This window comes from Nocardioides oleivorans (assembly GCF_004137255.1).
Taxonomy (GTDB): Bacteria; Actinomycetota; Actinomycetes; order Propionibacteriales; family Nocardioidaceae; genus Nocardioides; species Nocardioides oleivorans.
The window spans coordinates 559,583-585,599 of the sequence record NZ_SDWT01000002.1 but is presented as its reverse complement, the minus strand read 5'-3'; the positions used below and the strand labels follow the sequence as shown (position 1 = coordinate 585,599).

Here is a 26,017-nt window from a genome sequence, read left to right as displayed (position 1 = left end):
GACATGAGACGGGCCTAGGTTGCGCAGGAGTGCCACGGAGGGTGGCCACGTCCCGAGGAGCCTGGGTGAGCGCCAACCCCGTACGTCTGTCTGCCATCACTGCCGTGGAGGCCTTCGAGCCGCCGCCGATCACGTTCGACCCGGGCGAGGAGCCCGGTGAGGTCTTCGGCAAGAACGTCTTCAGCCTGACCGTGATGCAGAAGCGGCTGCCCAAGACGGTCTACAAGTCGGTCCTCTCGACCATCGAGAAGTCGACGCCCCTCGACCCCGCGGTCGCCGACGCCATCGCCTCGGCGATGAAGGACTGGGCGCTGGAGAAGGGTGCCACGCACTACGCGCACGTCTTCTACCCGCTGACCGGCCTGACCGCGGAGAAGCACGACAGCTTCCTCGACCCGGTCGGTGACGGCACCGCCCTCGCGTCGTTCTCCGGCAGGACGCTCGTCCAGGGCGAGCCCGACGCGTCGTCGTTCCCCAACGGCGGCCTCCGCAACACCTTCGAGGCGCGCGGCTACACCGGCTGGGACGTGATGAGCCCGGCCTACATCCTCGAGAACCCCAACGGCAACACGCTCTGCATCCCCACCATCTTCATCTCGATGACGGGGGAGGCGCTCGACCACAAGACGCCGGTGCTCCGCTCGCAGCAGGCGATGGCCGTGCACGCCAAGCGGGTGCTCACCCTCTTCGGCCACGAGGACCCGGAGAACGTGGTGGCCTACTGCGGCCCCGAGCAGGAGTACTTCCTGGTCGACAGCCACTTCTTCCTCGCCCGGCCCGACCTGCTCAACGCCGGTCGCACGCTCTTCGGCGCGAAGCCGCCCAAGGGCCAGGAGTTCGACGACCACTACTTCGGCGCCATCCCCGAGCGCGTGCTCGGCTTCATGATGGACACCGAGCGGGAGCTCTTCAAGCTCGGCATCCCGGCGAAGACCCGGCACAACGAGGTCGCGCCCGGCCAGTTCGAGGTCGCGCCGATGTTCGAGCGCGCCAACGAGGCCTCCGACCACCAGCAGCTGCTGATGACCACCTTCAAGGCCGTCGCCAAGAAGCACGGCATGGAGTGCCTGTTCCACGAGAAGCCCTTCGAGGGCGTCAACGGCTCCGGCAAGCACGTGAACTTCTCGGTCGGCAACTCCGAGCTCGGCAGCCTCCTCGTGCCGGGCGACACCCCGCACGACAACGCGCAGTTCCTCGTCTTCTGCGCCGCGGTGATCCGCGCGGTGCACAAGTACGGCGGCCTGCTGCGCGTGTCGGTCGCGTCGGCCTCCAACGACCACCGCCTCGGCGCCAACGAGGCCCCGCCGGCGATCATCTCGATCTTCCTCGGCGACCAGCTCGCCGACGTCTTCGACCAGATCGCCAAGGGCGGCGCCACCCGCTCGAAGGAGAAGGGCACGCTGACCATCGGCGTGGACACGCTGCCCAACCTCACCAAGGACCCGGGCGACCGCAACCGCACCTCGCCGTTCGCCTTCACGGGCAACCGCTTCGAGTTCCGCGCACCGGGCTCCAACCAGACCGTCGCCGCCCCGATGGTCATCATCAACACGATCATGGCCGAGGCGCTCGACCACTGCGCCACCGCGCTCGAGACGGCGGTCGCCGCCGGCACGGACTTCAACGAGGCCGTCCAGACCCTGCTCGCGCAGATCGTGGCCGACCACGGTGCGGTCATCTTCAACGGCAACGGCTACTCCGACGAGTGGCCGATCGAGGCCGAGCAGCGGGGCCTGAAGAACCTCCGCACCACGGTCGACGCGCTCCCCGAGCTGATCTCGCCCGAGGCCGTCGAGCTGTTCTCGACCTACGGCGTCTTCACCGAGCACGAGGCGCACAGCCGCTTCGAGGTCGGCGTCGAGCAGTACGTCCTGGCGATCGCGGTCGAGGCCAACCTGACCCTCGAGATCGGCGCGACCACGATCCTGCCGGCGGCCCTGCGCTACCAGACCGAGCTCGCCCAGAACGTCGTCGCGCTCACGGGTGCCGGCCTCGACCCGGACAGGACCGACCTCGAGACGGTGAGCACGCACGTCGCCGCCCTCCGCGCCGGACTGGCCGACCTGGCTGCCGCGATCGGCCACGAGCACCCGGCGGACCCGCTCGAGGCGGCGACCTTCTCCCGTGACTCGGTGCTCCCGGCGATGGCGGCGGTCCGCTCGGCGGCCGACACGCTCGAGACCCTGGTCGCCGACGACCTCTGGCCGCTGCCGACCTACCAGGAGATGCTCTACATCCTGTGACGCAGGCCGGGTCGCCGCAGACGAGGGCCACGTAGGCTCAGGAGATGGGATTCCTCCTGCTGGTCCTCGTCCTGGCGGCCCTGGGCGCCATCGCCGTCACCGCGCAGCGTCGCAACCAGGCCGCGCAGCTGCGTGAGCGCGAGGAGGAGCTGGACCCGGTCCGCAAGCTCGCCTTCGAGGACATCACGGCCTTCGGCGAGGACCTCCAGCGCCTCGACGGCGAGATGCTCGGCACCGACCTCGACGCGAGCGCCAACGCCGACTACCAGCGCGCGCTCGACGCCTACGAGTCGGCCAAGGTCGCCAGCGACGCGATCAAGCAGCCCGACGACATCCGGCACATCACCGAGATCGTCGAGGACGGCCGGTACGCCGTCGCCTGCGTGCGGGCGCGGGTGGCGGGCGACGCCCTGCCGACCCGCCGGCCGCCGTGCTTCTTCGACCCGCGCCACGGCCCTGCGGTCACGGACGTCCTGTGGACGCCGCCCGACGGCGTCGAGCGCGACGTCCCCGCCTGCGCGCTCGACGCCGAGCGGGTGAACGCCGGCGCCGAGCCCGACATCCGCAAGGTGATGGTCGGCGCGCAGCGGGTTCCCTACTGGCAGGGCGGGCGGGCCTACGAGCCCTACGCCGCGGGCTACTACGGCGCCTTCGGCCCGATGAGCTGGATGTTCATGGGCGGGATGATGTTCGGCGGCTTCGGCAGTGACGGCGGCGGTGACGGCGGCGGTGACGGCGGCGGTGACGGCGGCTCCGGGGACTCGGGTGACGGCGGCGGCGACGGCGGTGACGGCGGCGGGTACGACGGCGGCGGTGACTCCGGCGGCTACGACGGCGGTGGCGGCTTCGACGGCGGTGGCGGCTTCGGCGACTTCGGTGGCGGCGGGGACTTCGGGGGCTTCTGACCCGTGGCCGGCGTCGACGAACCGGGACTGCCCACCCTCCACGAGTGGGCAGGAGGCGACGCTGCCCTGCGCCGGATGATCGACGCCTTCTACGACCGCGTCGAGGCCGACGAGGCGTTGTCGCACTTCTTCCCCGGCGGCGTCTCGCAGCACCACCGCGCGCACGTCGCCGACTGGTGGTCGGAGGTGCTCGGCGGACCGGCGACGTACACCGAGCAGCACGGCGGCTACGAGTCCATGCTGCGCCACCACCTCGGGCTCGCCATCACACCCGCCCAGCGGCACCGGTTCGCCTCGACCATGAGCCTGGCCGCGGACGACGCCGAGCTGCCCGCCGATCCCGAGTTCCGCGCCGCGATCATCGGCTACCTCGAGTGGGGCACCCGGCTGGCGATGGAGAACTCGCAGCCGGGAGCCAGTCCTGTCGAGCAGGCACCCACGCCCCGGTGGGGCTGGGGCGTGGCACCGCCCTACCAGGGCTGAGGCCCGCCCGGGCGTCAGTAGCCCGGGAACACCCGGCGGAGGTCGTCGAGGGAGACGTTGCCGGTCACCGTGGTCCCGGCGGGGGTGAACTCGGGCTTGAGGCGCCCGGCGAGCAGCCGCACGAGCGCCTCGGTCGGTCCCTCGAAGGTGGCCGTCGTGTCGCCGACGGTGTCGCTGAGCCCGACGCTGCCGTCCTCGATGGTGAGCACCACGTCGCCCGCGGCGACCCGGGCCGGCGCGGGCGCCGCGTCGGGCTTCGCGGTGAAGCCGAGGAGGAAGGCGAGGTCGCCCGTGAAGTGCTCGACGAGCACCGGCGCGGACGACTGCTCCAGCCCCGCGGCCGCGTCGACGGCGACGGCGACGTCCCAGGCGTGCTGGGCCACCTCGTTGAGCCGCATGCCCGTCATCGTCGAGAGGGTCGCCGGCTCGGGAAGGAAGCCCAGGTCGACCCGCAGGTCACGCCGCTGCTCGGCGTCGAGGCCCTCCAGCGCCCGCACCAGGCGGTCGTCGTGCTCGAGGAAGCCGGCGGCCTGGTCGGCGGGTGACGCGGCGTCCCACCGCGCCCACACGGTCTGGTTGTCGACGCCGTTCGGCTCGCCGGCGATCGCGGCCGCGAGCTGCCCGTGCATGATCTCCGAGCCGCTTCCCAGGTGCGACAGCACCTGGGCCACCGTCCACTCGGAGGCTCCGCTGGGCCCGGCCAGCTGGTCCTCGGACAGCTCGGCCACGAGGGTGGCGAGCTCGTCGTGGTTGGTGCGCAGTCCGGCGATGGTGCGTGCGAGGAGGTCCGTCATGCCGGGCTCAACGGTCCGGGCCGGTGGCTTGTTCCGGTCAGCCGCGGCCGCGGGCGACCAGGATCGTCGCCCGGGCCTTCGCCGGCTGCACCAGCGGGGTCCCGGCGTACGTCACCAGCACCCGGTAGCGCCCCGGCGCGAGCCCGCGCACGACGAGGCGCTCGCGGCCCCGGGTGAGCTGCCCGGTCACGGTCTGTCCGCCGATCCGCACCGTGACGGCGCCGTCCGGTGCCGGCGCGCCGGGCGCCTTCACGCGGAGGTCGACGGTGACGCGCTTCCTCGAGGCCTGGGCCCGGACCCGCACCTCCGCGACTGTGGTGACCGGCGCCTTCGCAGCGATCGTCTCGGTGGTGGCGCGGAAGTTGCGGTGGCTCGAGGTGACCTGCACGGAGATCGCGCGCCCGAGGTCCTTGGTGCGCAGCGTGTAGCGCGGGTTGGTGGCCTTGCCGATCGGCTTGCCGTCGCGGAGCCAGGAGTAGGAGACCGTCGCGCCGCTGGGGCGGGCGGAACCGGCCTTCACCGTGAGGACCTTGCCGACCTCGGCCCGCCCCGACACGGTGCTGGGGCTGGTGAGCGTGACGGGCTTGGCGAGGACCGGCTCGGTGTCCGGTGCGGTCGTCCTGGCCTTGCGGTAGCCCTTCGAGCTCCCGGTGACGCGGGCACTGATGCGGGCACCGACCTGGTCGCGCCCGAGCACGAAGGACGACCCGGTCGCGCCGGGCAGCGCCTTGCCGTCGGCGTACCACTGCGTCGTGGCCTTGGCGGGCTGGGGCGACCACGAAGCGGCGGTGAGGCTCAGGGTCTGGCCGACCTCGGGGGTGCCCTGGATCGCCGGGAGCGCGGTGGGCTGGAACGTCCCGGGCGCTACCGGTGCGGTCGTCAGGGTCGCTGCTCCGGGTGCGTAGCCGCTCAGCTGGGCGGTCACCGCCGCGGTGAGCGTCTTGCCCTTGACGTCGGGCGTCGGCACGTAGGTGGCGGCGGTGGCGCCGGAGATCGCGGTCCCGTCGGCGGACCACTGGTACGTCACGGCGGTGGGCGCGGGCGTCCAGGCTCCGGGCACCACCTCCAGGGGCGCGCCGACCATGGGCGTGCCGGCGATGGTCGGTGCGGTGGTCGGCTCGACCACCTGGTCGTTGAAGTGGATGAAGCCGCTTGGCCAGCCCGAGCCGGCCGTGGCGCGGCGCCAGTGGAAGTCGCCGCCCCAGTAGTCCTCCGAGACGATGATCTCGGTGGGGGAGATGACCTGCTCGACGTAGGCGACGTGCCCGGACGAGCCCGCGGGGGACACCCCGGCCCGGTACCAGGCGATGGCGCCGACCCGCGGCGTCTGGTCGGTGATCGAGGCCATCGCGACGCCCCAGTTCTTGGCGTCGCCGTCGCCCGACCACGGCCGCTTGTCGGGCATGCCGTTCTGGATGAGCCGGTAGGCGATGTAGTTGGTGCAGTTGTGCCCGGCGAACATCTTCCAGTACTGGGTCCCGTTGGCCTGGCGGTAGCCGCCGCTGCCGTAGCCCGCCGCCTGGCACCCGCTGTAGCTCGAGCAGAGGTACGTCGACGCCACCGACTGGGTGCCCGCGGTGCTCGGGAGGACCGTCACGACGAGGGCGAGGGTGCCGACCAGGAGTCCAGCGATGCGGCGCACCCGTCCGACCGCGACGACGAGGCGCGCCGGGGCACCGCCCCGGGTGCGATGTGACGGGTGTGACTGCTGCGACTGATGGTGCACGAGGAGACCTTATGAGCAGTTAGTCAAGCCCGCCACGCCGTTGGGAGAAGAACAAATGTGTAATTCGGGTGGGAATGCCGCATGGTCGACAATCCACGGGCCGGACCGGTGAGGAGCCCGGGCACGCACGAGGCCGCGTCGTCCGCCCTCGCCCCCGCGGAGGGCGGACGACCTGGCAGTGCCTCCACGCGCTCGCGCTGGTGGCGGCGGGGACCGTGACGGCTCCCGGCACTGCAACAAGTTCAACGTCACCTGCACGCGCGGGTTACGGATGTCGCGCGGCTTCTGCGACGGAACAGGGCGGCCGGCGCTGGGGGGCCGCTGGCCCGTCCGGCCTGTGGACTGCGTGAGCCCGAGACCGGGCCGGACGCGCCAGCGGTTTTCCCACAACATTGATACACGTTGTGCGCATGGTGCGGGTGCCCCCGCAGGGGTGAGCGGACGGACCCGTCAGGCCGGGATCGCCGCGTGGTCGGGCCGCGCGCCCGCCCGGGCATCCCCACGGGTGGTCCGCAGCAGTGCCGCGTCGGCGACGGTGGGAGGACACACTCAACATAGGAGCGCAGATGTCTGATGACGCCAAGGCGGCCAAGGAACTGGTCGAGACGCTAAAGGACGGGGAGCGCGGCTACGCCGACGCTGCCGAGAAGCTCCGCGACGGTGAGCACGCCGCATGGGCCACGGTCATGGGGCGGCTCTCCGAGCAGCGCGCAGGTTTCTGGCGCGAGATCGTGGACATGGGCCACGAGTACGGCGACGACGTGAACGAGAGCGGCAGCGTCGCCGCGGCCGTGCACCGCGGCTGGATCTCCCTCAAGGACGCCCTGACCGGCGATGACGCCAGCGCCGTCCTCAAGGCGGTCGTCACCGGCGAGGAGCACGCGGTCTCGGAGTACAAGGACGCCCTGGAGCTGGACCTCAGCGCGGGCTTCCGCGAGGTCGTCGTCCGCCAGCAGGCTGCGGTCGCCGCGGCCCACGAAGAGGTCAAGGCGCTCCAGAGCGCCAGCTAGCGGTCCTGCCCGGCGTCGCGTGATGACGCGGCGCCGGGTGACCGCGGCTCCTTGCCCGTTCGTGTCCTGCACGGGAGGATGAGCCCATGCCGGTGACCAGGGGCTTCGTGCGTCGTCGCCCGGACGGGCCGGAGGGGCGGCTGCCGCCGGGTCAGTACGACACCGGCAGCGGCTGGCCGGTCCTGACGGCCGAGGCCACCCCGCGGATCTCGCCCGACACGTGGAAGATCACCGTGGACGGGCTGGTGGATCATCCGACGAGCTGGACGTGGGACGAGGTGCACCAGCTGTCGCGCTCGACCTACACCGGCGACATCCATTGCGTGACGACCTGGTCCAAGTTCGACGTCGCCTTCACGGGCGTGAGCGTCGACGTGTTGCTGGAGGCGGCCACGCCGCGGCCGGAGGCGGCCTTCGTGATGGCGCACTCGAGTACCGGCTACACCACCAACCTCCCGCTGAGCGACGTCACGGGTGGCAAGGCGTGGGTGGTCTGGGACCACGGAGGCAAGCCGCTCGCCCGCGAGCACGGCGGACCGGTGCGGCTGCTGGTCCCGCACCTCTACTTCTGGAAGTCCGCGAAGTGGATCAGCCGCCTCGAGCTGATGGCGCACGACCAGCCGGGCTTCTGGGAGCGCAACGGCTACCACGACCGCGGGGACCCGTGGCTCGAGCAGCGCTACCAGGGCGACTGACGAGGGCCCGCGTTGAGCATCGACGACGTCGCGCCGACCGCCACCGCCTGGACCACCGGCCGCATCATCAGCAAGGAGCTGCCGACCCCAGCCACCGTCCGGCTGCGCCTGCACGTCGACGACCGGATGCGGCACCGGCCCGGCCAGCACTACCTGCTCCGGCTGCGCGCGCCCGACGACTACACCGCACAGCGCTCCTACTCCGTCGCCTCCGACGACAGCGACCCGCTGCTGGAGCTGCTGGTCGAGAAGCTGCCGGGCGGCGAGGTGTCGGAGTTCCTGGCCGAGGTCGCCGAGGTCGGCGACGTGCTGGAGATGCGCGGCCCCATCGGTCGGTGGTTCACCTGGGACGTGCGGACGCCGGCCCTGTGCCTGGTCGGCGGCACGGGTGTCGTCCCGGCGATCGCGATGAGTCGCGCCGCCCGGCACGCGGGTGCGCCCGACCTCCTGCGGGTCCTCGCCGTGGGACGCAGCCCCGAGGAGACGCCGTACGACGACGAGCTCCGCCGCTTCGGCGCGACCGTCACCTACACACGGCACGCGACCGGCACCCGCCCCGCCGGACCGCCGAGCGCTGCGGAGCTCGCGCCGCTGCTCGACGGGATCGAGCTCGCCTTCGTCTGCGGGTCGTCGCGCTTCGCCGGACTCGCGGAGGCGCTGCTCATGGAGTGTGGGCTGTCGCCCTCGATGATCCGGGTGGAGCAGTTCGGGGCCACCGGCTGACTCGGCTGACTCGGCTGACTCGACGGATCCGTCAGGTCGCGAGGCCCTCGAGGTAGGTGGCGAAGCCGTCGGTGACGCGGCTGACGGCCCGTCCCGAGGTGGTGACGGGGATGGCGCCGGTGGCGATCCACCCGAGCCCGGCCTCCTTCATCGCCGCCACGATCTCGACGTCCTCGTGGGCGCGGAGCGGCGCGTAGCCCCCGACGGTGGCGTAGGCGGCCGTCGTGAAGCCGAGGTTCGCCCCGTGCACGTGCTCGTGGCCGTCGGCCGTGCTGTGCCGCTCGTGCCACGCCGCGAGCGCGTCCGGGGAGAGGTCGGCGGGCAGCGGGCGGACGGTCCCCACGACGAGGTCGAAGCCCGCTGTGGCCAGCCGCACCTGGGTGGTGAGCCAGTGTGGGGGTACGACGCTGTCGGCGTCGGTGTTGGCCAGCCAGAGGCTGCCGTGCGACGAGCCGGCGGCCCACTCCGAGGCAGCATCGACGGCCGCCGCGCGGGCGATCCCGACGCACCCGGCGTAGAGCTCGACAGCCGTCACGCCGCTCCTGCCGGCGACGACCGCGGCGGACCCGTCGCGGCACGCGTCGAGGGCCACGAAGACGCGGGCCTCCACGTGGGGGTGCTCGGCCCGCAGGCCCTCGACGGCGACGTCGATGGCGTCCAGGCACGCCGGGAGGAGCGCCTCCTCGTTGCGTGCCGGGACCACGACCGCGACCGCCGTGGGCGTGGTCATGACGGCACCGCCAGTACGTGGAGCAGGAAGTCGGGCTCCTGGTGCTCGACCAGCACCTCGAGGCCCGCCGCGAGGAAGGCGTCGTGCACGGCCGGCCCGGCGAGCGGCCAGCCCACGGGTTGGTGGCGCCAGTGGCACAGCAGCAGGTGGCCGTCCGTCGCGAGCGCCGAGGTCGCGAGGCGGACCACGTCGGCGAGCTGGCGGGGGCTGAGGAAGTAGCCGACCTCGGAGATCGACACGAGGTCGAAGTCTCCGTCGGGCCACTCGTCGGGCACGTGGGCCAGCCGCACGTCGACGTGCGGGAGGGGCGCCGTACGGTCCCGGGCGAGGTCGATCGCCGCGGGACTGGCATCGAGGGCGAGCAGGTGGTCGCTGCGACCGGCGAGGTCGAGCGCGAGCGCGCCGACGGAGCAACCCACCTCCAGCGCCCGGGCGTAGGTCTGTCGGGGCAGGGACGCGAGGGTGACGGCCCGCTTGCGCCGTTCGTAGAAGGAGTCGACCTGCCACGGGTCCGCCTGCTCGTGGTGCACGAGGTCGAGGGCGTCGTCGTCGACCGGTCCGGTGTCGGTGATGAACACCTCGCCGTCGCGGTCGAAGTGGGCGAGGAGGTCGGCGCCGAGCAGGACCTCGTCGCCCGGCTGGTCCGACAGGGGCCGCACCTGGCTCGCGTGGGCGGCGACGGCGGCCCGCTTGGCGTCGTGTGCCGGCACGTCGAGCGCGAGGCGCTGGGTCTGTGACCAGGGGAGGTCGTCGATGCGCCCCCAGTGCCACAGCCAGACGGGGTACTCGAGCAGCTGCGCGTCGGTCCTGGCTGCGGCGAGCGCTGCCGCCCGACCGACGGCCTCGTGGTCGGGGTGGCCGTCGTGCCGCCACGGCGCGCAGAGCAGCACCTCGTCGCCGTCCGTCCCGATGGTCTCGACCAGGGCGGAGACGAGCGCGCCGACCTCGTCGGCGACCCCACCGTCGGGGAGGTCGAGGCACCGCACGGTGGCGGCGGGGGCGAGCAAGGAGATCGCCGAGCCCAGCTCGCCTCGACGCCGTGCGGCGAGCCGGTCGGTCGAGTGGGTGGGGGACAGGGGGTGGGAGCCCTCGCCCGCGGTGGCCGAGACCACCTCCACGATCCATCCGTCGAGCGCGGCTGCACGGATCAGCCCACCCGCGCCGAGGGTCTCGTCGTCGGGGTGGGCCCCGACGACCACCAGACGGCGGCGCCCTGCGGGCAGCCGCAGGTCGGCCAGGGAGCTCCATCGTGGCGACCCGGCCCAGTCGTCGGCCGGGGTTCCCGGGCTGTCGTGGCGGAAGGTCGGCTCGCTCACCACCCGGGTGCTCCGGGCCGGAGCAGCTCCTGGCCGAGGGCGGCCTGGTCGCGCTCGGCGTGCCACTGGCGCAGGTAGAGCTCCAGGTCGGCGACGCGACGGGCGTGCTCCTCGTCGGTGGCCAGCGGTCCCGGGCCGAGCCCGTGGGCGGAGCGCTGCAGGACCTGCTCCGCGGCGTGGGCCACCACCTCGCGCACCCGCAGCGCGGCGCGCCAGCCGTCCGAGCCGGTGAGGACCCCCGCGTCGGCGGCCGACGCGGCCTGCTCCAGCGTGCAGCGAGCCGCGTGCAGCACGGTGTCCACGGCCCCGAGGTGCATCAGGGCGACCTGGTCCGGCGTGCGGGACATCGCGGCGCGCCTCATGCGCCGGGCGATGCCGACGGCGCCGCCGAACCAGACCGCGGCCACCCCGATCCCGCCCCACGCGAAGCCCGGGCGCTCGAGGTACCAGTTGGGCTCGCCGACCTTCCGAGCCGTCGCACCGGCGAAGTCGATCGGACCCGAGTCCACGGCGACCAGGCCGCGCGCCACCCACGTGCCGGGGACGACGCGCACGCCGGGCTGCCTGAGGTCGACGGAGAAGAGCTGCCGGTCGTCCCCGACCCACGCGCTGACCAGCGCCCGGTCGAGCATCCCGGCCAGCGAGCACCAGTGCTTGCGGCCGTCGAGCACGTGGACCCATCCGTCAGCGGAGGCACGCAGCGGTTCGCCCGGTCCTTCGGCGGCGAAGACGCCGTAGGTCCCGGCCTCGGCGGTCTCGTGCGCCTGTCCGAGGATCGCCAGGGCGTCGAGGTGCGGCTCCAGCACCCGTGCCACCGTCAGGTCGGCCGCGGCGACGGAGGCCAGGGCCGACCACAGGTGGGCGGTGCGTCCGTCGCCGGGGAACGGCAGGCGGGCGCCGGCGTCCAGGGCGATCTTGAGCGCCGACTCCACATCGGCGGCGGACGTGACGGCGCGCTCGTGGAGCTCGGCCAGCTCACCCTGCTCGAGGTCCGTGCGGCCGCCGATCAGGACCGGTCCCGCGTCAGGCACGGATGTCGCGATCCCAGAATCGCAGGGAGCCGCACAGCTGCAGGAAGGCGTCCGCGTCGTCCGCCGAGCCCAGGTGCGCGAACCCGTCGTCGGGCTCCACCCCCGCCTCGGAGACGAGGGGAGCGGCGGCCGGGCCGGTGCCGATCAGCTTGAAGTGGGCGAACGCGTCGCTCACGAAGTCCTGGGCGCTCGCACGTCCGGCGAGGTCGGCGGCGCCCTCGGCCGACGGCAGCAGCGCCACCGCGTCGAAGAGCACCGAAGGGCCGCCGTCGATGGCGTGGTGGGGCGTGATGGTGCCGCCCCCCTTGAGCTTGACGGGTCCGATCGCGGGAGCGACGTACTCCACGACTGCCCCCGCACCCTCGAACGCGGTGGCGACGGCCTGCACCAGCGCCTTGTCGCTGCCGTGGGTGACGAGCACGCCGAGCTTGCGACCGGCGAAGGACTCGGGCCCGTTGAGCTGGATGCTCAGCGCTGCCGACTCCGGCAGGTCGGTGCGCGTGGGCACAGCGGCCTCCGAGGCTGCGGGCAGCGGCACGCCCAGCACGGTGGCGATGCCCGACGCGAGGTCGTCGTGGACGTTGAGGAGGTTGGCCAGCACCCGGGTGCGGATGCGGGGGTCCTCCACCTTGCTGAGCTCGAAGCCGAAGGCGTTGACGATGTGCTGCTGCTCGACGTCGGTCTGGCTGATGAAGAACTGTCGCGCCTGGCTGTAGTGGTCGGCGAACGACTCCGCGCGCAGGCGCCGGGTCGGCCCCTGCTCCTGCCGGACCACGCTCTGGTAGCCGTGGACGACGTCGGCTCGAGGGCCGCGGTCGTCACCGGAGAGCGAGTTGGGCTCGTAGTTGCCGCGCCCGAGCTGGGGATCGGTCTGCATGTGGCCGTCGCGCTGGAAGTGCCGCACCGGGCAGCGCGGGGCGTTGACCGGCAGCTGCGTGAAGTTGGTGCTGCCGAGCCGCTTCAGCTGGGTGTCGAGGTAGGAGAAGTTGCGGCCCTGGAGCAACGGGTCGTTGGTGAAGTCGATCCCGGGGATCACGTTGTGGGTGCCGAACGCCACCTGCTCGTTCTCGGCGAACATGTTGTCCACGACCCGGTCGAGGGTCAGCCGGGCGATGACGCGGACCGGCAGCACCTCCTCGGGGATGAGCTTGGTGGAGTCCAGGACGTCGAAGTCGAACTCGTCGGCGAAGGCCTCGTCGAAGACCTGCACGCCGAGGTCCCACTGCGGGAGGTCTCCGCTGTCGATGGCGGCGTAGAGGTCGCGACGGTGGAAGTCGGGGTCGGCGCCGTTGATCTTCAGCGCCTCGTTCCACACGACCGACTGCAGGCCCTGGCGGGGCTTCCAGTGGAACTTCACGAAGGTGTCGTCACCGTCGGCGTTGACGAAGCGGTAGGTGTGGACGCCGAAGCCCTCCATGAAGCGGAAGGAGCGCGGGATGGTGCGGTCGCTCATCTGCCAGAGCAGCATGTGGGTCGACTCGGGCATCAGGGACACGAAGTCCCAGAAGGTGTCGTGGGCGGACTGCGCCTGCGGCCAGCCGCGGTCCTGCTCCTCCTTGACCGCGTGCACGAGGTCGGGGAACTTCGTGGCGTCCTGGATGAAGAAGACGGGGATGTTGTTGCCCACGAGGTCCCAGTTGCCCTCGTCGGTGTACATCTTCACCGCGAACCCACGCACGTCGCGAGCGAGGTCGGGGGAGCCGAGGTTGCCGGCCACCGTGGAGAACCTGACGAACGCCTCGGTCTCCTGGCCCTTGCGCTGGAAGGGTGCCGCGCGGGTCAGGTCGGGGATCGCCTCGAGGCACTCGAGCGTGCCGTGGGCGCTGTAGCCGCGCGCGTGGACGACGCGCTCCGGGATGCGCTCGTGGTCGAAGTGGAACATCTTGTCGCGGAAGGCGAAGTCCTCCAGGAGCGTCGGGCCCCGGTCGCCCACCTTGAGCGAGTTCTGCCCGTCCCCCAGCGGGGTGCCGGTGGCGGTCGTCAGGCGCTCTCCGCGCTTGACGCCCTGGTGCAGCTCGTCGCCTGCCCCGCGCTGGTCCGGTGTCGTGCTGGTCGGTCGCTTGCTCGCCATGGTGTGTCCCCAAGAGTCGTCGGCGCAGGAGCGCGCTGGATCTTCGACGCTAGGTCGGCGCAGACGGCGCGGTCACCTCCCTAGGGGCATGGGGGTGGGACGACCTCACCCCTCCGGGTCTGCTGGCGACGGGCGTCGCGTCAGGAGGACCGGCCGGAACGCCCCGGCACCCAGCGGTCGACCCGGTCGTGGGCGACTGCGGCGCGCGCGGCGTTGTCGCCGCACGCACCGTGGACCCCACCGCCCGGGTGCGCGGAGGCCGAGCCCAGGTAGAGCCCGCGGACGGGCGTCTCGGCCCTGCCGAGGCCCGGGACGGGGCGGAACACCAGCTGCTGGTGCAGCTGAGCCGTGCCCCCGTTGAGGGCGCCGCCGGCGAGGTTGGCGTTGCGCGCCTCCAGCTCGCGCGGGCCGAGGACGCGTCGGGCCAGCACGCGCGAGCCGAACCCGGGCGCGACCTCCTCGAGGCGCGCCTGCATCCGGTCGGCGTACCGCTCGCAGTCGTCGCGGTCCCACCGGCCGGTGATGCCCCCCTCGCCCGCGTCGTGCCGGGTGCGCTGGGGTACGTGGGAGTAGGCCCAGAACGACTCGGTCCCGGCGGGGGAGCGGTCGGGATCGGCGGTGGTCATCTGACCGGTGAGCATGAAGGGCCGTGCGGGCACGTCCCCGGAGCCGACCTGGGACAGCGCGAGCGCCATGTCGTCCACGTCATCGGCGATGTGGACGGTGCCGCTGCGGAGGACCGGTCCGTCGGTCCACGGGACCTCGTCGCCGAGCGCCCAGTCGACCTTGACCGTGCCGGGGTCGAGCTCGAACCTCTCGAGCGAGCGCAGGACGCGGTGGGGGACCACGGACGGATCGAGCAGCCGTGTGTAGAGGGCCGGTGCCAGGACGTCCGCGACCACGGCGCGCAGCGCGCGATGGCACTCTCCGTCGGCGGTGACCACGGTGTGGGCACGCCCGTTGCGCACACGGATCTCCGTGACCTCGGCGCCGGTACGGATCGTGCCGCCGTTGGCGGTGAAGCGACGTGCGAGCGAGCCGGTCAGCTCGCCGGCCCCGCCGCGGGGCACCGGGAACCCGACGGTCTGGCCCATCATCGCGAGGAGCAGACCCATCAGTCCCGACCCGGGTGCGTCGAGCGGGATGTCGGCGTGCCCGGCGTTGCCGGCGAGCAGGACCCGCGCGGCCTCTCCGCCGAAGCGCTGGCGCACGAGGTCGGCGACGGGCGTCAGCAGGGTCCGCACCATGTCGAGGCCGCCCACGTGGCGGAGGGCCCCGAGGAGCGCGACCCCGCTGCGGACCGGGGGGAACGGGGTCAGCAGGCTGCCGACCAGGTGCGGACCGACCCGGTCCCACTCGGCGCACAGGTCGAGCCACGCCTCCCCGTCGCCGGGGTGGAGGGCATCGAGCCCGGTGGCGGTCGCCGCGCGGTCGCGGTGGAGCACGGCCCAGCTGCCGTCGCGGAGCGGGTGGCCCAGCACGGACGGGGCGTGGCACCACTCCAGGCCGTGGTCCTCGAGCCCGAAGGACGCGATCGTCGGTGACGACGCGGCGAGGGGGTAGAAGGCGCTGAAGGTGTCGTGGACGAAGTCCGGGTGCACCTCGCGGTCGCTGCGGACGGCACCCCCGACGTCCGGCTGCGCCTCGAGCAGCAGGACCGACCAGCCCGCGTCGATCAGGCGGTTGGCGGCGACCAGCCCGTTGGGGCCTGCGCCGATCACCACTGCGTCCCAGCTCATGTCACCGTCCTCCACGCCTGCGCCGTACGAGCTCGCGCACGTTGTCGACGGCGCCGAGGAGCGCGTTGCCCTGGTCGCCCCGCAGCCGGTTGAGGGCCTGGTGCGGCGCGAGCACGTTGCCGGGGCCGTGCGCCACCGGAGCGACGAGGTCCTGCGCGATCACCCGGAACAGCGGCTCCACGAGGCGGTCGTAGGCCCACGGCGCTGCGACGAAGCCGAACCGGATGACCTGGTTGGCCGCCCCGACCTGGCTCGGAAGCCACGGTCGGTCCGCCACGGCGAGGGCCCTCGCCGCCACCCGCTCGGGGGAGACGACGGGGAAGGGCGGGCGGCCCACCGAGTCGCCGTACGTTGCCGCCTGCAGGTAGATCGGCGTGTCCACGCCGCCGGGGGCGACGTAGCCGAACCGGATGCCCGGACGGTCGCGGTTGTCGACGCGCAGCTGGCGGGCGAGCGCCCGCACGCCCCACTTGCTCAGCACGTAGGCCGCCATGTCGGGGACGGCGATGTGGCCGATGAGCGAGCCGACCAGCACGAGGCTGCCGTCACCCCGATCACCCTGGTCGCGCAGGACCGGCACGACGTGGCGGGCCAGGTTGGCCGCACCGTGCAGGTTGGTCGACAGGACTCCGTCGAAGACCTCGGTCGGCACGTCCTGGATCCGGCCGTAGGCGACCACGCCCGCGCAGCCGACGACCGTGTCGAGGCGGCCGTGGCGCGCCACCGCGGTCCGGACCGCCTCGCGCACGGCGTCGTCGTCCGCCACGTCGACAGGCAGCACGAGCGTGCTCGCGGCGCCCAGGTCGTCGCAGGCGCCGGCCACTCGCTCGAGGCTGTCCCGGCCTCGGGCCAGCAGCACGACGTGGTCGCCGCGCGCGGCCGCCCGGCGAGAGGTGGCCTCCCCGATGCCGCTCGAGGCGCCGGTCACCAGGACGACGCGGGCCTCGCTCATGTCCGGTTCTCGGCGACGAGGGCGAGGCGCCGCAGCGTCTCGGTGTTGCGCCACTTCAGGCTCGGAGCGACGAAGGCACGCGGCACCAGCGCCCCCGGTCCCGCCACGGGCTCCTCGGTGATGCGGACCTCCGTCTCGACGCCGACGGCATCGAGACGGACGTGCACCTCGGCCTCGCCGGCCGGCCAGGCCCGCGCGCGCAGCGTGATCGAGCGGCCGGGGGTCGCGTCCAGCACCTCGGTCTCGTCGTCGAGGAGGAGCGGCCAGCTGCCGACGGAGTGGTGGAGCTTGCTGCCGACCGCGGGCCAGTCCTCGTCGACGTCGCGCATCCGGGCGGCGCCGACGACCCACAGCGGATAGAGCCAGCCGTCACTGATCACGCTCCAGACCTGGTCGGGCGTGGCGTGGACGAGCCGGGTGTTCTCGGTCATGACGTGGTCCTGACGTAGAGGGACCCACCACGCTAACGAGGCCGCCGCAGCCGTCCACCACCCCGAAGGCGATGCGGTGGTCCCGGCAGCCCCGTGGGGTGGTGCGTGGCCGCGAGGACGGTGCCTACGTTCGAGACATGAAGGCACTCACCTGGCAAGGACTGAACGACGTCGCGGTCAAGGAGGTGCCCGACCCACGCATCGAGCAGCCCACGGACGCCGTGGTGCGGGTGACCTCGACCGCCATCTGCGGGTCCGACCTCCACCTCTACGGGGTGCTGGCGCCCTACCTCACTCCGGGCGACATCCTCGGCCACGAGTTCATGGGGATCGTGGAAGAGGTCGGCAGCGCCGTCTCCCGCCTCGCGGTCGGCGACCGCGTCGTCGTGCCGTTCAACATCTCGTGCGGCCACTGCTGGATGTGCAGCCGCGGGCTCTTCGCGCAGTGCGAGACGACGCAGAACGTCGACCAGGGCAAGGGCGCCAGCCTCTTCGGCTACACCAGCCTCTACGGCGCGGTGCCCGGCGGCCAGGCCGAGCGTGTCCGGGTGCCCCACGCCGACTTCGGGCCGGTCAAGGTGCCGGCCGAGGGGGAGGACGAGCGCTACCTCTACCTCTCCGACATCCTGCCGACCGCCTGGCAGGGCGTGGAGTACGCCGACGTGCCCGAGGGCGGCTCGCTCGTGGTCCTCGGCCTCGGACCGGTGGGCCAGCTGGCCGTCCGGTCCGCGAAGCACCGGGGCATCGAGCACGTGATCGCCGTGGACCTCGTCCCCGAGCGGCTCGCCGCGGCAGAGGCCTCGGGTGCGACCACCATCGACCTCAGCGCGGTCGACGACGTGGCCGACGCCGTGCGCGACCTGACCGACGGGCGGGGTGCCGACGGGGTGCTCGAGGCCGTCGGCATGGAGGCACACGGCAACCCGATCGCCGGGGCGGTCATCGGCGCTGCGAGCCGGCTGCCGAAGGCGATGGCCCGGGCCGCGATCGAGAAGGTCGGCATCGACCGCCTCGACGCGCTCCTGACCGCCTTCGAGGCCGTCCGCCGCGGAGGCACGGTGTCGATCAGTGGCGTCTACGGCGGCATGGCCGACCCGATGCCGATGATGACGATGTTCGACAAGGGCCTGACGCTGCGCATGGGCCAGTGCCACGTCAAGCAGTGGACCGACGAGCTGCTCGACATCGTCTCGCAGGACGACGACGTCCTCGGGCTGGAGTCGCTGGCGACCCACCGGGCCCCGCTCGAGCAGGCACCGGAGCTCTACCGGACCTTCCGCGACAAGGCGGACGGCTGCCTCAAGGTCGTGCTCAAGCCCTGACCCGCGCCTGACCGCGACCGGCTACCGGGCCGCCGGGGGCAGTCGCTGTGCCGACGCGGTCGCTGCCCCGGCGAGGTCAGCGGGCAGCTGCTCCACCTGCTCGCGGCACCAGGGCGACACCTGCCTCCCACTGGTGAGCACGGACTCGCGGAAGTCGCGCCACGGCTCCCACCTGACCTGCTCGACCTCGGCCGGGTCGACGGACAGCGGACCCTCGACGACCGCGACGTGGACCGGGCACATCTCGTTCTCGACGATGCCGGCCTGCTCGGCCCGGTAGCGGAAGCCCGGCAGCACCAGTCGCACGTCCGTCGCGACCACGCCGAGCTCCTGCTCCACCCGGCGGCGTACGGCGTCGTCGAGCCGCTCCCCGGGAGCCGGATGTCCGCAGCAGCTGTTCGTCCAGACGCCGGGGAACGTCCTCTTGCCCAGTGCACGCTGCGTCAGCAGGACGTTGCCCTCGGGGTCGAGGAGGTAGCAGGAGAAGGCCAGGTGCAGGGGCGTCCGGGCGTGGTGGACGAGCGCCTTGTCGGCGGTGCCGACGGCCTCGCCCTCCTCGTCGAGCAGGACGACCAGCTCGGGCACCACGGCGCTCACGCGCTCCTCCCCGCCGGTCGGGCCAGCTGGTTGACGGCCGCGCCGAAGAGGAAGGGGAGGCGCTGCGCGGCGGGCACCAGGTGTCGTCGTACGACGGGGCGTGCCGTCGCCTGCAGCAGCGCGCGGGTGAGCAGCTCGTGCCGGGCACCCAGCCGCCGGGCGATCAGGTCGTAGCGGTCCGGCCGGCCGAAGGCGACGCACTCCACGGCGACCCGCGCCTGCGCGAGGCCGAGGGCGATGCCTTCCCCGGTCAGCGCGTCCACGTAGCCGCCGGCGTCGCCGACGAGGAGGACCCGTCCCGCGGAGCGCGAGCGGGTCCGCTGGCGCAGCGGACCCGCACCCATCACCTTGGTGCGCTCCCCGGTGAGCCGCTCGAGCAGCACCGGGAAGTCCGCGAGCAGCTCGTCGAAGTGGGCGCCCGGCCCGGCCAGCACGGAGACGCCGACGAGGTCGTCGGCGACCGGCGTGACGTAGGCCTCGGCGCGGTGGGACCAGTGCACCTCGACGTAGGACGTCCAGGGCGCCTGCGCGACGTGTGCGCGGAGCCCGAAGCGGCGCCGGCCCCGCTGTGGCGCCTCGAGGTCCAGGAGGCGACGCACGGGGGAGTGCAGCCCGTCGGCCGCGACGAGGTAGCGGGTGGGACGTCCGGCGACCACCAGGTGGGTGCCGGCGTCCTCGACGTCCTGGACGGGCTGCCGGTCCACCTCGATGCCGACCTCGGACATGCGGGCCGCCAGGGAGTCGTGGAGCGTCGTGCGCCGGACACCCCGGCCCGGACCCGACCGGAACGGGGCCGTGGCCTGGGCCCCGGTGGCGGCATCGACGTAGTGGATGCCGGAGAGCGGCCGGCCGGGCGGGTCCACGCCCAGCCCGCCCAGCTCGGAGAGGGCGCCCGGCATCAGGCCTTCCCCGCACGCCTTGTCGATGGGCCCGGTGCGCGGCTCGAGGACGACGACGTCGAGGCCGAGGCGGTGCGCGTGCAGCGCCGCGGCCATCCCGACCGGCCCGCCGCCGGCGACCACGAGGTCATGCACGTGCGGCCCCCGCGGTCGTCGGCAGCGTGGCGAGCGCGGCCTCCTCGGCCCGGATCCGTACGACGAGCAGGCCCGCGTTGAGCACGGTGAAGACGACGGCCGTCGTCCAGGCAGCGTGCACCAGGGGCAGCGCGATCCCCTCGGCGACCACGGCCACGTAGTTGGGGTGCCGCAGGAAGCGGTAGGGCCCCGTGGTCTCGGGCGGCAGGCCCGGGACGACGATGACCCGGGTGTTCCACCGTCGGCCGAGCGAGGCGATGCACCACCAGCGCAGGGCCTGCGAGGCGACGACCAGCGCGAGCATCGACCAGGCGAGCACGGAGGGGACGTCGGGGCGGCGTACCCATGCCTCCGCGAGCGCCCCGACGAGCAGCCCGGTGTGGAGCACGACCATGAAGGGGAAGTGGCCCTGGCCGCTCTCGACGCCGCCGCGCTCCTTGCTCCAGGCGGCGTTGCGCACCGACACCACGAGCTCGGCGACCCGCTCGAGGCCGACGAGCGCGACGAGGACCGTGAAGGCGAGGAGGCTGGTCATGCCGTCGCTCGCAGCAGCACGAGCTCGGAGCAGAAGCCCGGACCCATCGCGAGCAGCACGCCGTGGCTGCCGGGTGTGGGTGGGCGCTCGCGCAAGGTGTCCTCCAGGACGTGCAGGACCGAGACCGACGACAGGTTGCCGACTCGCGCCAGCGACTCCCACGTGAGGCGGACCGCGTCGCGCGGCACCTCCAGCGCGGTCTCGAGCGCCTCGATCACCTTGGGCCCGCCGGGGTGGCACACCCACCACCCGATGTCCGCCCGGGTCAGCGCATGGTCGGCGAGGAATGCGTCGACGTCACCGCGCAGGTAGCGCTCGACGAGGTCGGGGACGGCGGCGTCCAGGACGATGCGCAGTCCGCTGCCGGTGACGTCGAAGCCCATGGTCCGCTCGCTGTCGGGGTAGAGCCGGCTGCGGGAGTCGAGCACCTCCACGGGACCGTCCGGCCCGTGGGAGCCCGTCGCCACGACGGCGGCGGCACCGTCGCCGAAGAGCCCGCTCGCGACGAGGTTCGGCACGGAGACGTCGTCACGCTGCAGGGTGAGGGAGCACAGCTCCACCGCGACGAGCACCGCCGTGTGCCCGGGGTGGCCGAGGAGGTAGTCGTGCACGCGTGCGATGCCTGCGGCGCCGGCGACGCAGCCGAGGCCCACCAAGGGCATCCTGCGGACGTCCTCGCGCAGGCCCACCAGGGCGGCGATCCGCGCGTCCAGGGACGGCACGGCCAGCCCGGTGACGGTCGCGGTGACGACGAGGTCCACGTCGGACGGGGTGAGGTCGGCGGCCTTGAGCGCGTCGACGAGCGCCCGCGCCCCGAGCTCGACGGCGTGCGCGATGAACAGGTCGTTGGAGTGGCCGAAGTCGCCGAGGTCGGCGTAGTCCTCGAGGGGGAGCACGGTGTGGCGCCGGTCCACGCCGGCGTTGGCGTGGAAGCGCCGCAGCAGGGCGTGGTCGAGGCTGCGCTCGGAGATCACGTGCGCGAACGCCTCGGTGATCTCGGACTGCGGGTAGGAGAGCTCGGGCAGGGCGCTGCGGGCGGAGAGGATTCTCATGTCGGCTCTCGTGCTCCTGTCGGTCGGGCGGGACGGATGAGGCTGTGGAGCAGGCCGCCGGCGAGGCGGGCGTCGATGCGACCCCCGCCGAGGCCGATCTCCACGAGGCTGTCGAACACGTGCTGGTCGCCGGCGGCGGCGCGGATCCCGGCGTCGACGACGCGGGGCGACTGCGCGAGCCGGGACGCGGTCCAGGTGTGGCGCAGGTGGCGGCCCAGGAGGCCGCGCACCTCGGCGCGGTGCCGGGCCCCGGCGCCGTCGGGGTCACCCGCGGCGAGGGACCGGGCGGCTGCCCGTCCGGCGGCCACGCCCGACGCGACCGCGTAGTAGATGCCTTCGCCGGTCATCGGGTTGATCAGCCCGGCGGCGTCGCCGACGAGCAGGACCGGGCCGTCGGGCTGGTGCCACCGCCAGCCGCTGAGCGGGAGGTGGTGCCCGCGCCACTCGCCGCCGGACCCTGCGACCCCCGGGATGAGCGCCTCGAGCTGGTCGAGCATCAGCTTCCTGCTCGGAGCCGACCCCCGCTCGCGCTCGGGCGGCAGCAGCTCGCCGTAGCCGACGTTCGCCCAGCCGTCGCCGCGGTCGAAGGCCCAGGCGTACGACGGATGGCGGCGGGCGCCGTAGCGGATGACCTGTCGCCCGCGCACGGCGTCGGTGGTCGGCGCGTAGCCGCGGATCGCGATGGCACGTTGCTGGCGACGGTCGCCGAGCAGGGCCCGCCGGACCAGCGAGTGGGCGCCGTCCGCCCCGACGACCACGCGACCGGCGATGTCGCCCGACACCACCGGGCCGTGCGGACCGGTGGTGAGGGACGTGGCCCGGTGCCGCTCGAGGACGGCGCCCCGCTCCACGGCGCGCTCCACCAGTCGGGCGTCGAGCACCGCACGGGGGATGACGTAGGCCTCCCGGCGCATGGTCCGCGAGACCCGGACGTCGCCGCGCGCGAGCTCGAGGTGTCGTACGGGCGCCCACCCCGCCACCACGTCGGCGGCACCCACCTCGGCGAGGACGTCGATCGCCTGGGGCGCGATGCCGTCGCCGCACGACTTGTCGCGCGGGAAGTCGCTGCGGTCGAGCAGCAGCACGCGGAGCGAGGGGTCCTCGGCCAGCGCGCCCAGGGCGGCGGAGGACCCAGCGGGACCGGCGCCGACGACGACGACGTCCCACTCCTCCTCCTCCGGCCGGCCCGTCATCGGGCGACCACGAGCAGCATGGCGTCGCCGAGGGCGATCGCGACGGCCGACACGAACGGGACCCGACCGGACCCGGCGACCACCACGACCGCCAGCGCGAGGACGACGGCACCGATCGCGGCGGACACCGCCAGGGGGGCGCCGGCTCCGACGAGGACGACCGCGGACGCGGCGACCAGGACGGTGGCGGCGACCGGCGCGACGTAGGGCCGGCCGAGCCGGTGCGGGAGGCCGCGCACCCCGGTGGCGGCGTCGTCGTCCAGGTCGGGCAGGACGTTGAGGAGGTGGGCGGCGACGCCCAGCAGGGCCGCGCCGACCGGCCACCACCACGGTGGCAGCTGCCCGTCGACCAGGGACACCACCGCCGGGAGTCCTCCGAACGAGACGGCGTACGGCGCCCACGACCAGGCGGTCGACTTGAGACCGAGGTTGTAGGTCCACGCGGAGGCGACGCAGACGAGGTGGACGAGGCCCGCGGCGACGCCGAGGGCGAGCGACAGCACGACGCAGAGGACGACGGCCGCGATGCACGCGCCCCGGACGACTCCGAGGGAGACCGCGCCGGTCGCCAGCGGCTTGTCCGGGCGTCCGGTCCGTCGGTCGCGGGAGACATCGACGAGGTCGTTGCTCCAGCCGACGCTCAGCTGGCCGGCCAGGACCGCCGCCAGCACCAGGGCCACCTGCGCCGGCTCGAGTCCCTGCGCCATCGCGAGGAGGCCGGACAGGGCGGTGACCGCCAGCGCCGGCCCGGGGTGGGCCGCCAGCAGCAGGCCCCGGGCCAGGGCGCCGGGTGTCCCGGTCATGCCGCGGCCCCGTTGCCGTCGCCGAGGGCCGGCGGCCGGGTGGTGAAGTCGTCCAGGAGCGTGGCGGGGACCCCGAGGTCGGTGAGGACGACCCGGGCGTCGGCCAGGTGCTGCTCGGCCAGGTCCTCGACGAAGCGGCGTGACCCGGCGGCCACGAGGAGGGACCGCACGTCCGCCTGCTCGTCGGCCGTCAGGTCGCGACCGACGTAGTCCCGGATCCGCGCCCACTCCGGGGTGGAGCGAGCGTGCACGAGGAGCGGGGTCTGCTTGCCCGTGCGGAGGTCGTTGGTCGTGCTCTTCCCGGATCGCACGGGATCGCCGAAGACGCCGACGAGGTCGTCGACGAGCTGGAACGCGGTGCCCGTCATCCGGCCCGCGGCTCCCAGGCGGTCCGTGGTGCCGGCCGGGGCGTCGGCGAGCACGGCACCGGCCTGGAGCGGCAGGGCGAACGAGTAGGCGCCGGTCTTGCGCTCCTCCATGGCGAGGCTCTCGGCGAGCGTGGCCTCGTCACGGCCCATCGAGAGGCGCACGTCGGCCAGCTCGCCGGCCGCGCTGGTGTGGAGTGCGGAGTCGAGCAGGTCCAGGAGGCGGTGCACCACCTCGCGCGGCGCGTCGCAGGTCGCGGTCGCGCGGACGGCTGCAGCGAGGGCCAGGTCGCCGGCCAGCAGCGCAGCGGTGAGCCCGTAGCCGATGACGTCGTCGGGATCGGCGGCCGCCGTGCGTGCGTAGGACTGGAACCTGCCGCTCACGTTGGGCTGGCCGCGGCGGACGTGGTCGCCGTCGATCACGTCGTCGTGGATCACGAGCGCGGTGTGCAGGAGCTCGATCGCGGCCCCGACCTCGGCGGCGGCCCGCGCGCGGGACCCGCCCAGCGCGTCGTGCGTCGCCACCACCAGCATCGGTCGGAACCGCTTGCCGCCCTGTGTGGCCGCCTCCAGCGCCTCCCACAGCAGGGCGTGGTGGCGGTCGACCAGGGCAGCGCGTGTGCGCCCCTCCTCGAGGAGACGACGCAGCGCGGCGTCGGTGTCGGTCGCGATCATCGGTCCCGCCTCGTTCCGCTCATGGTGCTCCTGCGTCCATGGAACGCCTTCCGGGCGATCCGTGCACGATGCAAAGGGGTGGTTCCGGTCCTCAGGCCCGGGGGTCCGACGGTTCGACCCCCTCCAGCTCGTCCACCCAGCCCGGGTGCTCGGCACGCGCCCACCGACGGTCGACCCGACCCGTGCGCATGCCGCGGCGAGCCTCGGGGTCGCCGAACGCGTGGGCCAGGTGGCCGATCACCAGGAGCCCCAGCCCGAGCGCGACCCAGTCGTGGACGAAGGTCGCTCCCGAGCGCCACGAGAGCGCGGCCAGGCCGGTCCAGTACATGAGGGAGCCGGTGCCGAGGAGCACCCAGGTGGACGCGGCCACCAGCCACGAGTTGACCTTCTGCCCGGCGTTGAACTTGCCGACCACGAGCGTGCCGTCGCGGCGCGACCGGCTGCGCAGCCACTGCCAGTCGCCCGGGGTGAAGCGGTTGAGCCGCCCGAGGTCGGCGCGGTAGGCCTTCGAGGCGGCGCCGAGCACCATCGGCACGGGCAGCGCGACGCCGCACCAGACGTGGACGGTCTCGACCAGGTGGCGATGCCCGACGGCCATCATGATGGAGCCGTTGTAGAGGATCGCCGCGGTCACCAGGCAGGCGCCCATGAGCAGGGCGAACGTGCGGTGCACGAGCCGCTCGGCGCGCGAGAAACGGTCGAGGTCCCGCCCCGCAGGGGCCGCCGCCTCACCCATCGATGATCCCGTCCAGCGGGTAGCCGCGGTCCTCCCAGTAGCCGGGCCGGTTGTCCGCGGTGACCTCGATGCCCGAGAGCCACTTGGTGCCCTTGTAGCCGTACATCGACCCGGAGTAGATCCGCACCGGACCGCCGTGCGCGTGCGTCACCGGCTCGTCGTACATCCGCAGGACGACGAGGACGTCCTCGGCGCGCGCCTGCTCGAGCGTCATGTTGACCGTGTAGGTGCCGTCGAAGGAGTGGAAGCGGACGCCCACCGCACCGTCGCTCGGTGCCGCGCGGTCGAGGAGGTCGGCCACCCGGACCCCGGCCCAGGGCACGTCGGGCACGTACCACCCCGTGACGCAGTGGAACGTGTCGGTGAACGAGGTCTGGGGGAGTGCCTCGAGGTCCGCGTAGGAGTACGTCGACTCGCTCCCCACCAGCCCGGTGACGGCCAGCCGGTAGTCCTGGCGGGCGCGGGGAGGCACCGACCCGGTCACGGAGTAGTAGCGCCAGGTGCTGCCCAGCGGGACCAGCGAGGTCAGGCCGGTCGGGTCGCGCAGCTGGATCGGCGCCAGCGCCCGGCTCAGCCCGTCCTGGACCCGGTTGCCGGTGACCACGCCGACCGCACCCAGCCCGAGGAGGCCGAGCACGACGCGCCGGCCCACCGGCGCGCCCTCAGCGTCGGTCGGCACCGTCGGTCACCTCCACACGAAACACGCTACGTCGCGGGTGGTGCCGGCCGCAGGCCGTCCAATCTGTAGGCGCCGCGGCACCGAACGCAGTGGTAGGCCCGGGCCGGGCATCCCGGGGGGCCGGACTGCTCGCCCGGGCCTATGAACGTGGGCCGAACCCCGCGTCAGCCGGCCGTG

25 protein-coding genes are annotated in these 26,017 nt (G+C 73.4%); 7 read left to right on the top strand and 18 right to left on the bottom strand.

The genetic code is table 11. The features are described 5' to 3' along the window. The first annotated feature begins 65 nt into the window (after positions 1–65). The 3 genes from EUA93_RS18400 to EUA93_RS18390 are packed head-to-tail and all read left to right on the top strand — an operon-like array spanning position 66 to position 3,631. Entirely contained in the window at positions 66–2,243 is a 2,178-nt protein-coding gene (locus tag EUA93_RS18400) for a glutamine synthetase III family protein (RefSeq protein ID WP_129401733.1), read from the top strand. 44 nt (positions 2,244–2,287) lie between these two features. Then, on the top strand, positions 2,288–3,148 hold the full coding sequence (locus tag EUA93_RS18395; protein ID WP_129401732.1) for a hypothetical protein: 861 nt from the start codon (positions 2,288–2,290) through the stop codon (positions 3,146–3,148). A 3-nt stretch (positions 3,149–3,151) separates the two neighbouring features. Then, positions 3,152–3,631 carry a group II truncated hemoglobin gene (locus EUA93_RS18390; RefSeq protein ID WP_129401731.1) on the top strand — a complete coding sequence of 160 codons (480 nt, stop codon included), beginning with the start codon at positions 3,152–3,154 and terminating at the stop codon, positions 3,629–3,631. Between the two features lie 14 nt (positions 3,632–3,645). Here the strand turns inward: EUA93_RS18390 and EUA93_RS18385 are convergent, their stop codons facing one another. Both EUA93_RS18385 and EUA93_RS18380 read right to left on the bottom strand, forming a co-directional pair. Continuing rightward, the gene (locus tag EUA93_RS18385; protein WP_129401730.1) at positions 3,646–4,425 is read right to left on the bottom strand and encodes a maleylpyruvate isomerase N-terminal domain-containing protein; all 780 of its coding nucleotides are present in this window, start codon (positions 4,423–4,425) and stop codon (positions 3,646–3,648) included. A gap of 37 nt (positions 4,426–4,462) precedes the next feature. Next, positions 4,463–6,151: a CHAP domain-containing protein gene (locus tag EUA93_RS18380; RefSeq protein WP_129401729.1), complete on the bottom strand. Its 1,689-nt coding sequence runs from the start codon at positions 6,149–6,151 to the stop codon at positions 4,463–4,465. 566 nt (positions 6,152–6,717) lie between these two features. On the opposite strand from EUA93_RS18380, the gene EUA93_RS18375 reads away from it, so the two are divergent. The 3 genes from EUA93_RS18375 (at position 6,718) to EUA93_RS18365 (ending at position 8,579) form a co-directional block, all read left to right on the top strand. Beyond that, positions 6,718–7,161: a PA2169 family four-helix-bundle protein gene (locus EUA93_RS18375; protein WP_129401728.1), complete on the top strand. Its 444-nt coding sequence runs from the start codon at positions 6,718–6,720 to the stop codon at positions 7,159–7,161. 86 nt (positions 7,162–7,247) lie between these two features. Continuing rightward, the gene (locus EUA93_RS18370) at positions 7,248–7,856 is read left to right on the top strand and encodes a sulfite oxidase-like oxidoreductase (protein WP_129401727.1); all 609 of its coding nucleotides are present in this window, start codon (positions 7,248–7,250) and stop codon (positions 7,854–7,856) included. Between the two features lie 12 nt (positions 7,857–7,868). Next, positions 7,869–8,579 carry an FAD-binding oxidoreductase gene (locus tag EUA93_RS18365; protein WP_242497501.1) on the top strand — a complete coding sequence of 237 codons (711 nt, stop codon included), beginning with the start codon at positions 7,869–7,871 and terminating at the stop codon, positions 8,577–8,579. Positions 8,580–8,610: 31 nt separating this feature from the next. Here EUA93_RS18365 and EUA93_RS18360 read toward each other — a convergent pair whose 3' ends face one another. The 7 genes from EUA93_RS18360 to EUA93_RS18330 all read right to left on the bottom strand — a co-directional run bounded on the left by EUA93_RS18360 (position 8,611) and on the right by EUA93_RS18330 (position 16,849). Further along, a complete protein-coding gene (locus EUA93_RS18360; RefSeq protein ID WP_129401726.1) occupies positions 8,611–9,309 on the bottom strand; it encodes a glycosyltransferase family 2 protein in 699 nt (232 codons plus the stop codon). After that, entirely contained in the window at positions 9,306–10,625 is a 1,320-nt protein-coding gene (locus EUA93_RS18355; RefSeq protein WP_129401725.1) for a bifunctional PIG-L family deacetylase/class I SAM-dependent methyltransferase, read from the bottom strand. The genes EUA93_RS18360 and EUA93_RS18355 overlap by 4 nt, the downstream gene beginning before the upstream one ends. Further along, on the bottom strand, positions 10,622–11,656 hold the full coding sequence (locus EUA93_RS18350) for an acyl-CoA dehydrogenase family protein (protein WP_129401724.1): 1,035 nt from the start codon (positions 11,654–11,656) through the stop codon (positions 10,622–10,624). Before EUA93_RS18350 ends, EUA93_RS18355 begins: the two co-directional genes overlap by 4 nt. Continuing rightward, positions 11,649–13,727, bottom strand: coding sequence for a catalase (locus EUA93_RS18345; protein ID WP_129401723.1), 2,079 nt, complete (start codon positions 13,725–13,727; stop codon positions 11,649–11,651). The genes EUA93_RS18350 and EUA93_RS18345 overlap by 8 nt, the downstream gene beginning before the upstream one ends. Before the next feature lie 140 nt (positions 13,728–13,867). After that, entirely contained in the window at positions 13,868–15,466 is a 1,599-nt protein-coding gene (locus EUA93_RS18340; RefSeq protein WP_129401722.1) for a phytoene desaturase family protein, read from the bottom strand. Position 15,467: 1 nt separating this feature from the next. Then, positions 15,468–16,418 (bottom strand): SDR family NAD(P)-dependent oxidoreductase, encoded by a 951-nt coding sequence (locus EUA93_RS18335; protein ID WP_129401721.1) that lies wholly within the window; start codon positions 16,416–16,418, stop codon positions 15,468–15,470. After that, entirely contained in the window at positions 16,415–16,849 is a 435-nt protein-coding gene (locus EUA93_RS18330) for an SRPBCC family protein (RefSeq protein ID WP_129401720.1), read from the bottom strand. Before EUA93_RS18330 ends, EUA93_RS18335 begins: the two co-directional genes overlap by 4 nt. Before the next feature lie 137 nt (positions 16,850–16,986). On the opposite strand from EUA93_RS18330, the gene EUA93_RS18325 reads away from it, so the two are divergent. Further along, positions 16,987–18,171, top strand: a complete 1,185-nt coding sequence (locus EUA93_RS18325) for a zinc-dependent alcohol dehydrogenase (RefSeq protein ID WP_129401719.1) — start codon at positions 16,987–16,989, stop codon at positions 18,169–18,171. Between the two features lie 21 nt (positions 18,172–18,192). Here EUA93_RS18325 and idi read toward each other — a convergent pair whose 3' ends face one another. The 9 genes from idi to EUA93_RS18285 all read right to left on the bottom strand — a co-directional run bounded on the left by idi (position 18,193) and on the right by EUA93_RS18285 (position 25,840). Then, positions 18,193–18,768: an isopentenyl-diphosphate Delta-isomerase gene (gene idi, locus EUA93_RS18320; RefSeq protein WP_242497500.1), complete on the bottom strand. Its 576-nt coding sequence runs from the start codon at positions 18,766–18,768 to the stop codon at positions 18,193–18,195. Further along, positions 18,765–19,802 (bottom strand): NAD(P)/FAD-dependent oxidoreductase, encoded by a 1,038-nt coding sequence (locus tag EUA93_RS18315; RefSeq protein WP_129401718.1) that lies wholly within the window; start codon positions 19,800–19,802, stop codon positions 18,765–18,767. Before EUA93_RS18315 ends, idi begins: the two co-directional genes overlap by 4 nt. Beyond that, positions 19,795–20,337 carry an isoprenylcysteine carboxyl methyltransferase family protein gene (locus EUA93_RS18310; RefSeq protein ID WP_129401717.1) on the bottom strand — a complete coding sequence of 181 codons (543 nt, stop codon included), beginning with the start codon at positions 20,335–20,337 and terminating at the stop codon, positions 19,795–19,797. Before EUA93_RS18310 ends, EUA93_RS18315 begins: the two co-directional genes overlap by 8 nt. Next, a complete protein-coding gene (locus EUA93_RS18305; protein WP_129401716.1) occupies positions 20,334–21,389 on the bottom strand; it encodes a type III polyketide synthase in 1,056 nt (351 codons plus the stop codon). The genes EUA93_RS18310 and EUA93_RS18305 overlap by 4 nt, the downstream gene beginning before the upstream one ends. Next, positions 21,386–22,582, bottom strand: a complete 1,197-nt coding sequence (locus EUA93_RS18300) for a geranylgeranyl reductase family protein (RefSeq protein WP_207208833.1) — start codon at positions 22,580–22,582, stop codon at positions 21,386–21,388. The genes EUA93_RS18305 and EUA93_RS18300 overlap by 4 nt, the downstream gene beginning before the upstream one ends. After that, positions 22,579–23,385 carry a UbiA family prenyltransferase gene (locus tag EUA93_RS21875; RefSeq protein WP_207208832.1) on the bottom strand — a complete coding sequence of 269 codons (807 nt, stop codon included), beginning with the start codon at positions 23,383–23,385 and terminating at the stop codon, positions 22,579–22,581. Before EUA93_RS21875 ends, EUA93_RS18300 begins: the two co-directional genes overlap by 4 nt. After that, a complete protein-coding gene (locus EUA93_RS18295) occupies positions 23,382–24,425 on the bottom strand; it encodes a polyprenyl synthetase family protein (protein ID WP_129401714.1) in 1,044 nt (347 codons plus the stop codon). Before EUA93_RS18295 ends, EUA93_RS21875 begins: the two co-directional genes overlap by 4 nt. Positions 24,426–24,516: 91 nt before the next feature. Continuing rightward, on the bottom strand, positions 24,517–25,161 hold the full coding sequence (locus EUA93_RS18290; RefSeq protein ID WP_129401713.1) for a cytochrome b/b6 domain-containing protein: 645 nt from the start codon (positions 25,159–25,161) through the stop codon (positions 24,517–24,519). Continuing rightward, positions 25,154–25,840 carry a molybdopterin-dependent oxidoreductase gene (locus EUA93_RS18285; protein ID WP_129401712.1) on the bottom strand — a complete coding sequence of 229 codons (687 nt, stop codon included), beginning with the start codon at positions 25,838–25,840 and terminating at the stop codon, positions 25,154–25,156. The genes EUA93_RS18290 and EUA93_RS18285 overlap by 8 nt, the downstream gene beginning before the upstream one ends. Between the last annotated feature and the right edge of the window lie 177 nt (positions 25,841–26,017).

Excerpts from the sequence above, each read along its gene's own strand:
- EUA93_RS18395 (WP_129401732.1), top strand. The coding sequence starts at position 2,288 with ATGGGATTCCTCCTGCTGGTCCTCGTCCTGGCGGCCCTGGGCGCCATC.
- EUA93_RS18385 (WP_129401730.1), bottom strand. The coding sequence starts at position 4,425 with ATGACGGACCTCCTCGCACGCACCATCGCCGGACTGCGCACCAACCAC.
- EUA93_RS18375 (WP_129401728.1), top strand. The coding sequence starts at position 6,718 with ATGTCTGATGACGCCAAGGCGGCCAAGGAACTGGTCGAGACGCTAAAG.
- EUA93_RS18370 (WP_129401727.1), top strand. The coding sequence starts at position 7,248 with ATGCCGGTGACCAGGGGCTTCGTGCGTCGTCGCCCGGACGGGCCGGAG.
- EUA93_RS18360 (WP_129401726.1), bottom strand. The coding sequence starts at position 9,309 with ATGACCACGCCCACGGCGGTCGCGGTCGTGGTCCCGGCACGCAACGAG.
- EUA93_RS18345 (WP_129401723.1), bottom strand. The coding sequence starts at position 13,727 with ATGGCGAGCAAGCGACCGACCAGCACGACACCGGACCAGCGCGGGGCA.
- EUA93_RS18340 (WP_129401722.1), bottom strand. The coding sequence starts at position 15,466 with ATGAGCTGGGACGCAGTGGTGATCGGCGCAGGCCCCAACGGGCTGGTC.
- EUA93_RS18335 (WP_129401721.1), bottom strand. The coding sequence starts at position 16,418 with ATGAGCGAGGCCCGCGTCGTCCTGGTGACCGGCGCCTCGAGCGGCATC.
- EUA93_RS18330 (WP_129401720.1), bottom strand. The coding sequence starts at position 16,849 with ATGACCGAGAACACCCGGCTCGTCCACGCCACGCCCGACCAGGTCTGG.
- EUA93_RS18325 (WP_129401719.1), top strand. The coding sequence starts at position 16,987 with ATGAAGGCACTCACCTGGCAAGGACTGAACGACGTCGCGGTCAAGGAG.
- EUA93_RS18310 (WP_129401717.1), bottom strand. The coding sequence starts at position 20,337 with ATGACCAGCCTCCTCGCCTTCACGGTCCTCGTCGCGCTCGTCGGCCTC.
- EUA93_RS18305 (WP_129401716.1), bottom strand. The coding sequence starts at position 21,389 with ATGAGAATCCTCTCCGCCCGCAGCGCCCTGCCCGAGCTCTCCTACCCG.
- EUA93_RS18300 (WP_207208833.1), bottom strand. The coding sequence starts at position 22,582 with ATGACGGGCCGGCCGGAGGAGGAGGAGTGGGACGTCGTCGTCGTCGGC.
- EUA93_RS21875 (WP_207208832.1), bottom strand. The coding sequence starts at position 23,385 with ATGACCGGGACACCCGGCGCCCTGGCCCGGGGCCTGCTGCTGGCGGCC.
- EUA93_RS18295 (WP_129401714.1), bottom strand. The coding sequence starts at position 24,425 with ATGATCGCGACCGACACCGACGCCGCGCTGCGTCGTCTCCTCGAGGAG.
- EUA93_RS18290 (WP_129401713.1), bottom strand. The coding sequence starts at position 25,161 with ATGGGTGAGGCGGCGGCCCCTGCGGGGCGGGACCTCGACCGTTTCTCG.